Genomic DNA, 10127 nt, shown 5'->3' with positions numbered 1-10127 from the left:
CAGGGAGAATGAGCGGACTCTCATCCTCGGGGCCGGTCGAGCCATTCGCGCAGCCGCCCGAGAGGCCAGGTCGTGACGATGCGCTCGGCCGGCACGCCGGCTCGCTCCGCCCTCGCCGCTCCGTGGTCGAGGAGCGACAGCTGACCGGGCGCGTGGGCGTCGCTGTCGATCGCGAAGAGGCAGCCCGCATCGAGGGCGAGGGCGATGAGCTCGTCCGGCGGATCCTGCCGCTCGGGGCGGGAGTTGATCTCGACCGCGACGCCGCGCTCCGCGCACTCCGCGAACACGGCGGCGGCATCGAAGGCCGAGGCGGGCCGCGTGCCGCGTGCGCCCTCCACGAGGCGCCCCGTGCAGTGCCCCAGCACGTCGGCGTGCGGATGGCGGACGGCGGCACGCAGGCGCCGCGTCATGTCGCGCGCGTCCATGCGGAGCTTCGAGTGCACGCTCGCGACGACGACGTCGACACGCGCGAGCAGGGCGTCGTCCTGGTCGAGCTCGCCGTCGTCGAGGATGTCGACCTCGATGCCGCCGAGCAGCGCGAAGGAGTCGTCGGAGAACCCGCCGACGAGATCGAGCTGACGCGCCAGCCGCTCGGCCGACAGCCCGTTCGCCACCGTGAGGCGGGGCGAGTGGTCGGTGAGGGCGAGGTACTCGTGCCCGAGCCGACGCGCGGCGTCGGCCATGAGGTCGATGGGCGCGAGCCCGTCCGACCAGTCGGAGTGCGCGTGCAGGTCGCCGCGCAGCAGGCCGCGGAGCTCCGAGCGGACGGACGCGGCGGCCGTCGCGCGGAGGTCGGCGAGATACGTCGGCACCTCGCCCGCGAGAGCCTCCTGGATGACGCGGAACGTCGTCTCGCCGATGCCCGCGCGTCGCCGCAGCCCGGCGGGGTCGCGCAGCTCGGATGGCGACAGCTCCGCGACGACGGCCGCCGCGGAGCGGAACGCCTTCGATCGGTAGCGCGACGATCGTCCGCGCTCCAGCAGCCACGCGATCTCCGTGAGGGCGTCCAGCGGGTCCATGCCGACAGTCTGCCCCTCCCCAGCAGCGGTCGCCCGTGGCGGGATGGCGAGATCCTTTCGGACACTGTCTTTCTCGCCGCTTTCCGACGCGCATCATCCGCGAGAGCCTGTGAGGGTATTCGACGGGTTCAGCGCTCGCACCGCCGCCCGTCCGCCATACCTTTCGAACGGGTCCGACGCACAGCGGGCCCGTTCGGCTGTCTCCGGGGCCGGTCAGGCGACGATCTTCGCGACCGTCCGGATGTTCCGGGTCGTCGTCACGGCCTTCCAGCGCGGGCGCGCGAGCTCCTTCGCGAACGGCGTCGTCACGCTCGCGCCCTTCGGAGGGTGCCAGAAGACGACGCCCGGCCCCGCCGCGACGGGATCGTCGGCGGTCGACTCCGCGAGGGCGAGCACGTCGTCGCGGACGTCGCCGTCGGCGCAGAACACGATGTACGGCTGACGGGCCGCATCCGCCGCGTCGAAGGGGAACGCCGCGAGCGCGGCGCGCAGCTCGTCGCACGATGCGAGCACGATCCACGCCTCGTAGCCGAAGCGCTCGCCTAGGGCGCGCTCGATGCGCTCCTTGACGGCGGCGCGGTCGCCCTCCGCCGTGAAGCGCACATTGCCGCTCGCGACGTAGGTGCGCGCATCCGCGTACCCGAGCTCGACGAAGAGGGCCTTGAGGTCGGCCGAGCGCACCGTGATGCCGCCGACATTCACTCCGCGCAGCAGCGCGACGAGATCTGCCATGGCGCCGACTCTACGTCGCGACGAGGCGCTCGACGAGGGCGCGCACGGCCCCGACGACGAAGTCGCGCCGCACCGCGACGCGCTCCGGCCGGTCCGCCGCGTCGCCGACGTAGAGCCGGTCGACGGAGCGGAACACCTGCCATCCGTCGGCGAGCGTGACGATCGTGAGGAGCAGCTCGGCCGCCGCCGGTTCGTCGAGCGCGGGCAGCACGGACCGGATCTGCGCGATCTTGCGCGCGTGCGCCGCCGACCGGGCCTCGAACGCGACGGGCGCATCGCGCTCGAGCCCCTCCCACGCGAGCAGGCGCGACAGCTGCGGATGCGCGGCGTGGTAGTCGAAGACGGCCTCGGCGTACCGCAGCACGGCGTCGACGCCCTCCCCCCTGATCGGGACGGCGTGGATGACCGCCAGCAGCTCCGATTCGAGCGCCGCGCCGAAGAGTCCCTCCTTGTCGCCGAAGTACGCGTAGATGCGCTCCTTGTTGACGCCCGCCGCGCGGGCGATGCGGTCGACGCGCGCGCCGGCGAGTCCCGCGGCGCTGAACTCGTCGACGGCGGCGGCGAGCAGGCGCCGTCGCGTCTCCTCCGGTGCGTAGGCCATGCCGAGACCCTATCCCAACCGTCTGGTTGCAACCGCGAACGGGCTGTGCTTCACTTATCCCAACCGCTTAGTTGGAAGGCAGCCCCCGTGTCCACTCACCGCCCCGTCGCCCCGCCGTCCGTCCACGTCCGCGCCGCCCTCACGTGGCTCGCGATCTTCCCCCTCGTCACGCTCGGCTTCTACGCGACAGCGCCCTTCAGCGAGAACTGGCCGCCCGTGCTGCGCTCGTTCGTGCTCACGCTCGTCGTCGTGCCGCTCGCGGTCTACCTCGTCGTGCCGCAGCTGCTGAGGGCGTGGATGTCGCTGGCCGCTCGCCGTGCGCGGGCGCTGCCGGCGGACGCCGCTGTCGACTCCGCGGCCGACGCCTGATCAGCCGCGGATGAGGCGCAGCGTGGCCCGCTCGAGAGCGAGCTGCCGTGCGTCGGCGTCGGCGTGCCTGCGGGCGACCGCTCGGGCGATCGTCCGCCCCTCCTCGAAGGCCGACACGACCCGCGGGTCGACGTAGGAGGCGCGGGCGACCGTCGGGGTGTTCCCGAGGAAGGCGGCGACGTCGCGCATCGTCGCCGTGACCGCACGCCGTCTGGCAGTGGTCGACATCTCCTCCTCGACGCGGGCGGCGAGGTTCCCGGCGGCGAGCACGGTGCCGTGCCACGTGCGGAAGTCCTTCGCGGTCGCCTCCTGGCGCGTGACGTCGCGCACGTAGTCGTTGACGAGCGCGGGCGTGAGGCGGCGCCATCCGCCGGCGTCGCGGAAGGCGAGGAGCGCCGTCGCCCCGTCGCGCCGGCGCCGCATGGTCTCGAGGGCCGCGCCGACGGCCTCGTCGGCGATCTCGATGCGGTGCTCGACACCGGACTTGCCCGTGAACCGGAAGACGAGCGCGTCTCCCGCGCGGCGCACGTGCCCGCGCTCGAGCGTCGTCAGGCCGAAGCTGCCGTGGCGATCGGCGTACACGTCGTCGCCGATGCGGAAGCAGCCGAGGTCGAGGAGGCGCGCGGCCGTCGCGCAGGCCCGCGCGACGGGCATCCCGTCGCGGCCGAGGTCGTCGAGCAGGCGCGGCCGGGAGCGCCCGAGCGCCTCGCCGAAGTCGAGCACGCGGTCGAACTTCGCCGCGTCGCGCCGCGCACGCCACTCGGGATGGTAGAGGTACTGCCTCCGCCCCGCGTCGTCGGTGCCGACGGCCTGCAGGTGGCCGTTCTCGTGCGGGCTGATCCAGACGTCGCGCCACGCCGGCGGGATGACGAGCGAGCGGATGCGCGCGACATCGGCGGCGGGCAGGCGTGCGCCGTCCGCGTCGAGGTAGGCGAAGCCGCGTCCGGACCGCCGACGCGTCCACCCCGGCTGATCGGGCGAGGTGCGGCGCAGGCGGACCATCCCGTCAGTCTGCGGCGCGCGACGCCGTGCCCGTCAGGCCTTGACAACCTCCGTGTCGGCGCGTGCGACGACCGCCTCGACGCGCCGGGGCAGCACCCCCGTGCCCCACAGCGCCCCCGTCGCGAGCCACATCGGCGCGGCGAGGCCGAACACGGGGATGAGGCCCGGCGCGAGGTAGTACGCGCACAGCACGCCGGCGAAGACGGCGAGGTGCACGAGTGCCGCGACGGGCCGTCCCGCGAGGAGCAGCGCGCTGCGCCGGACGATCGCGAGCGGCCGCTCGTCGAAGTGCGCCCCGAGCGGCCACGCCGTCACCCCGATCGCGAGGACGAGCACGACGAGCATCCACAGCATCCCGCCGACGAAGGTCGAGAAGGCGTCGCCGCCGAGCGCTCGCACGAGGCGCTCCTCGACGACGAGCAGGGCGACGGCGCCCGCGAGCATCCACCCCAGCGCGTTCGCCTGGCGCGCCTCCGCGTGCCGGGCGGCCGCGAACTCCCGGCGGAGCGCCCGCCATCCGGCGCGGTCGTCGTCCACGCCATCGATCGCGTCGCGCCGGGCGACCGCGGCGAGCGCAGCGGTCGCGGGGAAGGCGCCGGCGACGACGACGCCGCGCAGCGTCCATCCCCACCACAGCAGGTTGAGCCGCACGAGCCGGAGGACGACGTCGACGAGCCGCAGGTGCACGGCGAGCAGGCGCTTCATCCCTTCACCGACCCGATCATGACGCCCTTGTCGAAGTACCGCTGCAGGAACGGGTACAGCACGATGAGCGGCAGGGTCGACACGACGATGACGCCGTACTTGATCTGGTCGGCGTACTGCTGGCCATAGCCCGCGCCCGATCCGCCGGCGCCGCCCGCCCCTCCCGCGAACGCCTGGTTCGACAGCAGGATGTCGCGCAGCACGATCTGCAGCGGCTGCTTGTCTGCGTCGCGCACGAAGATGAGGCCCGTGAAGAAGTCGTTCCAGTGCTGCACGAGGTAGTACAGCGCGATGACGGCGATGATCGCCTTCGACAGCGGCAGGGCGATCCGCACGAAGAACTGGAGGTAGTTCGCGCCGTCGATCATGGCCGCCTCGAACAGCTCGTTCGGCAGGGAGTGCTCGAAGAACGCGCGCGCGATGATGAGGTTGTAGACGTTGAGCGCCGAGGGCAGCACGAACACGAGCCAGTTGTCGAGCAGCCCGATGTCGCGGTACAGCAGGTAGGTCGGGATGAGCCCGCCCGAGAAGAACATCGTGAACGCGAAGAACAGCATGAGGGGCCGGCGCCACACGAACTCGGCGCGCGAGAGCGCGAAGGCCGCCGGCATCGTCACGATGAGGTTGAGGGCCGTCCCGACGAGGCTGTACACGAGGGTGTTGCGGTATCCCGTCCAGATGCGCTCATCCTGGAGGATCTGCTCGTACCCGAACCAGCTGATCCCCTGCGGGAACAGCACGACCTGGCCGGTGGCCACGAGCGACGGGTTGCTGATCGACGCGATGACGACGAAGTACAGCGGGTACAGCGTGACGACGAGGACGATCACGCACAGCGTCGCGATGACGAGCGTGAAGAAGACGTCGAGCGGGCGCTGGTGGCGCAGGCGCGCGAAGCGTGACATCGGATGGGCCCCTCTCACCACAGGCTCGTGTTCGACACGCGCTTGGCGATGTGGTTCGTCACCACGAGGAAGACGAAGTTGATGACGGTGTTGAACAGGCCGATGGCCGTGGAGTAGCTGAACTGGCTGCTCAGGATGCCGATCTTGTAGACGTAGGTCGAGATGACCTCCGACACCGGCAGGTTGAGCGTGTTCTGCATCAGGAAGATCTTCTCGAAGCCGGTCGCGAGCACGCCGCCCATGTTCAGGATGAGGAGCACCACCATGGTCGGCACGAGCGCGGGCAGGTCGACGTGCCGGATGATCTGGAAGCGGTTGGCGCCGTCGATGCGCGCCGCCTCGTACAGCTCGGGTGCGACGCTCGAGAGCGCCGCGAGGTAGATGATGCTGTTCCATCCGCAGTGCTGCCACACCTCGGAGATGACGTAGACCGGCACGAACGCGTTCGGGTCGCCGAGGAAGTTGGCGTCCTCGACGCCGAAGATCCCGAGGAACCGGGTGATGATGCCCGTCGTGGGCGAGAGGAACACCTGCAGCATTCCGACGATCACGACGATCGAGATGAAGTGCGGCATGTAGGTGACCGTCTGCATGAACCGCTTGCTGCGGTCGCGCGCGATCTGGTTGATGACGAGCGCGAGGCCGATGGGCGCGAGGAAGCCGACGACGAGGGTCGTCAGGCTGATGACGACCGTGTTCCGCATGAGCGTCCAGAACATGGGGCTCTCGAAGAACTGGATGAAGTACTTCAGCCCCACCCAGTCGCCGCCCGTGAGGCCCTTCGCGAAGTCGAACTCGCGGAACGCGAGCTGGATGCCGTACATCGGCACGTAGGCGAAGAGCGCCGTGAACCCGATGGCGGGCAGCAGCATGAGCCACAGCTGCCACGTGCGCGCCGTGTTCAGGCGCGACCGCCTCGGGATCCACGGGAGCCGACGGACCCTGCCGCCCTCCGGCGGCAGGGTCGTCACGATGCGCGTCGTGGTCATCCGGCGATGAAGTCGTCGTAGTACGACTGGTGGATCTCGATGTTCTGCACGAGGCCGGCGCCCTCGACCTGCGCGACGTAGTCGTCCCACTGGTCCTCGATCCCGCCCTGCGTGACCCACTCAGCGAACTTCGTCTGCGTGAGGTTGAGGATGGTCGTGTTGTTGAGGGAGATCGTGTTGAGGTCCTCCGCGCTCATCTTGATGAACTGCGTCGGGTAGACGTCCTCCTCGAGGTCCATGTTCGCGAGGGCGTCCTCGAGCGGCACCGTCTGGTCGCGAGCCTCCTGCAGGTCGGTGGGCAGCTCTACCTCGATGTCGTCGCGGATCCACATGGGGCCGTTGTCGGCGAGCGACGACGTCCACTTCCACGTCGACGGGTCGCTCGTGCCGTCGGCCGGCGGCAGCACGCGGTAGGTCGTGTCGTCGACCTTCTCGACGTTCGTGCCGAAGTCGCCGAACAGCACCTGGATCGACATGTCCTGGTCGTAGAACGCGTCGATCGCGGCGAGCGCCGCCTCCTTGTTGTCGGAGCTCGCCGACATCGCGATCTGGTTCGCGGGGAAGTTCTCGCCGTACCCGTCGTAGCTCCAGGTGACGGGCTCGGACTGTCCCTCCTCGGCGAGCAGCGGCGCCATCGCGGCGTACTGCGGGGCCAGCTGCGCGCCGAACCGGTCGGACGCCGTCCATCCCCAGCTGAACCCGACCGCGGCGGTGTCGCCGTCGCCGCGCGCCGTGGACTGGTACGCCGAGTAGTCGTGCGTCATGACCTCCTGCGAGATGAGGCCCTCCGCATAGGCGCGGTGGAGGAACTCCACCATCTGCCGGTAGCGGTCGTCGACGAGGAAGTTGCCCACCTCGCCGTCCTCGAGGAAGTAGCCGGCGCCGCCGCCGCTCGAGATCGGGAGGCCGAGGCTCCCGAGGAGCACGGAGGGCTGGAAGTAGCCGAAGCCGCCCGTTCCCACCGCGCTCCAGTCCCACGGGATCTCGTCGGACGGGTCGCCGTCGCCGTTCGCGTCCTCGTCGCGGAACGCGACGAGCACGTCGAAGAGCTCGTCCCACGTCGTCGGCATCTCGAGGCCGAGCTCGTCGAGCCACTGCTGGTTGATGTACTGGTGGATGACCGTCTCGGGCCAGAAGCGCTTGTAGCCGGGCACGCTGTAGATCTCGCCGCCCGACTGCGTCGCCATGTCCTGCAGCAGCGGCTGCGCCTCGAACATCCCCTGGACGTTCGGCAGGTCGTCGAGGTGGGCGGAGAGGTCCTCGAACAGCGTGCCGTAGGTCGCGAGGTCGGAGTCGGTGATGGCGTTCGTCCCGACGATGAGGTCGGGGATGTCGCCGGAGGCGAGGATGGCCGACTTCTTCTGATCCCAGTCGGCCGACACCTCCTGCCACTCGATGTCGACGCCGAGCTGCTCCTCCAGGTCGGCCGCCCACTGCATCTTCGACATCTCCTGCGTGAGCGGGTGCTTGATGACGAGGATCTGCAGGGCGCCGTCGTCGGAGCCGCCTCCGTCGCCGGCCGAGCACGCGGTGAGCGCGAGCGACGAGACGGCGACGACGGCGCCCGCCATCGCGATGGCCCGGCGCCGCCGGGATGGGCTGCGGAAAGCACTCAGGTGCACGGAATCCTCCTCGATCAGGTGCAGGAGTCGGCCGTCGGCCGCTCCGCCGGTCAGCATAGGGAGGCAGATTCAACGTTGTCAACGACAAGACAGAAATCGATGTGAGCGCTCACCGGGAAGAGGTCCGCCGGAGCGCGTCGCCCTCCGGGCGATCAGGCGGAGGCGCGGACGACGAGGTCGGCGCCCGTCTGCACCTCGCGGAGCGGCCCGTCGTAGCCCTCGATCCGCTCGACGAGCATCCGCACGGCCGCCGCCACCATCTCGTCGCCTCGCGGGCTCGCCGAGGTGAGGGCCGGCACGAGGAACGCGCCCTCGACGGTGTCGTCGAACCCCGTCACGGCGACGTCGTCGGGAACCCGCACGCCGCGTGTGCGGAGCACGCGCATGGCGCCGATCGCCATGGCGTCGTTGACGCAGAGGGCGGCGTCGAATCGGCGCCCGGTCGCGAGGAGAGCCGTCATGGCCTCGAACCCCGACGCCCGCCTGTCCCAGTCGGAGCCGAACGCGACGAGCTCGGGGTCGTGCCGGATGCCGGCGTCCGCGAGCGCATCGCGATAGCCGTCGAACCGCGGCCCCCGGGGCTCGGAGCCCTCCTCCCCCGACCAGATGAGCGCGATCCGACGCCTCCCCTGGGCGAGGAGGTGCCCCGCGAGGCGGCGGAAGCCCTCGTACTCGCCCATCACCACGCGGTCGAAGTGCCGCGATGCGTACGCGCCGAGCTGCACGGTGGGCCGATTCGGAGGCGTGACGTCGAGCATCTCGTCCGTCACGGCGTGCGGGCAGAGGATCACGCCGTCGACGTCGCGCGCCGCCGTCACGGCGCGCAGCTCGGTCTCGAGATCGTGGGCGACGACGAGGGTCGAGGTCATGCCGCGCCCCTCGATCTCGAGCACGAGCCGCTCGGCGGTCTCCGCGAAGTAGGGCTGGTAGAGGCGGGGGACGACGATCGCGACCCGCCCCGTGCGGCCGGACGCGAGCTGCCGCCCCGCGGGGTCGCCGATGTAGCCCAGCCGGGAGACGGCGTCGAGCACCCGCACCCTCGTCTCGGCGGAGGCTCCCGGTCGCCCGAGCACCACGTTCGACACGGTCTTCGCCGAGCACCCCGCCTCGCGGGCGACGTCGGCGAGCGTGACGGGGGTCATCCGATCACCGCCCCGAGAGTCGACTCCCTGCGCACGAGCTCGACCGGCAGCACACGGCGCGGCTGCGGAGGTCCGCCCGCGAGCCGAGCGTCGAGCGCATCGAGCGCGGCGCGGGCGAGGGCGCCGTAGCCCGGATCGACGGTCGTGAGGCTCGGCGTCGTGTACTGCGCGTCGTCGGTGCCGCCGAACCCGGCGATCGCGACGCGCCCCGGCAGGGGGACGCCGCGGCGGGCGAGCGCCGACAGCAGGCCGAGGGCCACCTCGTCGCTCTCGCACAGGACGGCGTCGGCGTCGGGGTGGTCGCCGAGGATGGTCTCGGCGGCACGCTCCCCCGCCTCGCGGGTCGAGGTCGGCACGTCGATCACGGCGAGCGGCGCGCTCTCCATGAGGCGCAGGGCCTCGGCGACGAGACTCGGCCGCGCGGCGTCGTGCGCGACGCCGACGAGCACCACGGCGCGGCGGCGCATGTTGGCGAGGTGGCGCACGAGCACCCCCGCGGCGGCGGCGAGGTCGGAGCCGACCTCGTCGGAGCCGCCTCGCCCTCCCTGCACGGAGACGACGGGCCCGGTCGCGGACGCAGGGTCGGCACCCGCGCCCGCGTCGCCCAGCAGCAGCACGCCGTCATGGAGGACCCCGCAGGAGGCGAGGATGCGCGCGGCCCGCGCCGGGTCGCCGTGCGTCGGCTCGAGCGAGACGGCGAGGCCGCGGCGTGCCGCCTCGGCGACGAGGGCCTCGGCGAGCATGGCCGTCGTCGGCCCGTCGAGCGCCGTGACGCCGATCGCGATGCGGCCGGTCCGGCCGGTGCGCATGGCACGGGCCCCGCCGTTCGGCACCCAGCCGAGCTCCGCGATCGCGCGCGTGACGCGCTCGACGACCTCGGCGCGCGTGTGCGGCTCGCGGTTGACGACGCGGGAGACGGTCTTCACGGAGACGCCGGCGGCGCGCGCCACATCCGCCATCGTCACCGCCATCCGCTCAGCGTATTGCGTGCACGGAGGGTTTGTGATTGACAACGCTGAACCATACACTCGGTCGCGACCC

11 protein-coding genes are annotated in these 10127 nt (G+C 71.5%); 1 reads left to right on the top strand and 10 read right to left on the bottom strand.

Annotated elements, in window-relative coordinates:
- Window positions 1–20: 20 nt before the first annotated feature.
- The 3 genes from ABD998_RS15170 to ABD998_RS15160 form a co-directional block, all read right to left on the bottom strand.
- Entirely contained in the window at window positions 21–1019 is a 999-nt protein-coding gene (locus ABD998_RS15170; protein ID WP_345440946.1) for a PHP domain-containing protein, read from the bottom strand.
- Between the two features lie 213 nt (window positions 1020–1232).
- On the bottom strand, window positions 1233–1751 hold the full coding sequence (locus tag ABD998_RS15165; RefSeq protein ID WP_345440943.1) for a DUF1697 domain-containing protein: 519 nt from the start codon (window positions 1749–1751) through the stop codon (window positions 1233–1235).
- Between the two features lie 10 nt (window positions 1752–1761).
- On the bottom strand, window positions 1762–2352 hold the full coding sequence (locus tag ABD998_RS15160) for a TetR/AcrR family transcriptional regulator (protein WP_345440940.1): 591 nt from the start codon (window positions 2350–2352) through the stop codon (window positions 1762–1764).
- A gap of 87 nt (window positions 2353–2439) precedes the next feature.
- Between ABD998_RS15160 and ABD998_RS15155 the strand changes: the two genes are divergently transcribed.
- Window positions 2440–2721 carry a hypothetical protein gene (locus ABD998_RS15155; protein WP_345440937.1) on the top strand — a complete coding sequence of 94 codons (282 nt, stop codon included), beginning with the start codon at window positions 2440–2442 and terminating at the stop codon, window positions 2719–2721.
- Here the strand turns inward: ABD998_RS15155 and ABD998_RS15150 are convergent, their stop codons facing one another.
- The 7 genes from ABD998_RS15150 to ABD998_RS15120 form a co-directional block, all read right to left on the bottom strand.
- Window positions 2722–3723, bottom strand: coding sequence for a DNA topoisomerase IB (locus ABD998_RS15150; RefSeq protein WP_345440934.1), 1002 nt, complete (start codon window positions 3721–3723; stop codon window positions 2722–2724).
- A gap of 33 nt (window positions 3724–3756) precedes the next feature.
- A complete protein-coding gene (locus ABD998_RS15145; RefSeq protein WP_345440931.1) occupies window positions 3757–4428 on the bottom strand; it encodes a DUF624 domain-containing protein in 672 nt (223 codons plus the stop codon).
- A complete protein-coding gene (locus ABD998_RS15140; protein ID WP_345440928.1) occupies window positions 4425–5333 on the bottom strand; it encodes a carbohydrate ABC transporter permease in 909 nt (302 codons plus the stop codon). Before ABD998_RS15140 ends, ABD998_RS15145 begins: the two co-directional genes overlap by 4 nt.
- A gap of 14 nt (window positions 5334–5347) precedes the next feature.
- Window positions 5348–6322, bottom strand: coding sequence for an ABC transporter permease (locus ABD998_RS15135; protein ID WP_345440925.1), 975 nt, complete (start codon window positions 6320–6322; stop codon window positions 5348–5350).
- Window positions 6319–7944 carry a type 2 periplasmic-binding domain-containing protein gene (locus tag ABD998_RS15130; RefSeq protein ID WP_345440922.1) on the bottom strand — a complete coding sequence of 542 codons (1626 nt, stop codon included), beginning with the start codon at window positions 7942–7944 and terminating at the stop codon, window positions 6319–6321. The genes ABD998_RS15135 and ABD998_RS15130 overlap by 4 nt, the downstream gene beginning before the upstream one ends.
- Before the next feature lie 152 nt (window positions 7945–8096).
- Window positions 8097–9086 carry a LacI family DNA-binding transcriptional regulator gene (locus tag ABD998_RS15125; RefSeq protein ID WP_345440920.1) on the bottom strand — a complete coding sequence of 330 codons (990 nt, stop codon included), beginning with the start codon at window positions 9084–9086 and terminating at the stop codon, window positions 8097–8099.
- Window positions 9083–10057, bottom strand: coding sequence for a LacI family DNA-binding transcriptional regulator (locus tag ABD998_RS15120; protein ID WP_345440918.1), 975 nt, complete (start codon window positions 10055–10057; stop codon window positions 9083–9085). Before ABD998_RS15120 ends, ABD998_RS15125 begins: the two co-directional genes overlap by 4 nt.
- Between the last annotated feature and the right edge of the window lie 70 nt (window positions 10058–10127).

This window comes from Microbacterium gilvum (genome assembly GCF_039543865.1).
Taxonomy (GTDB): Bacteria; Actinomycetota; Actinomycetes; order Actinomycetales; family Microbacteriaceae; genus Microbacterium; species Microbacterium gilvum.
The sequence above is the reverse complement of the archived record's forward strand: the minus strand, read 5'-3'. Positions and strand labels throughout refer to the sequence as shown.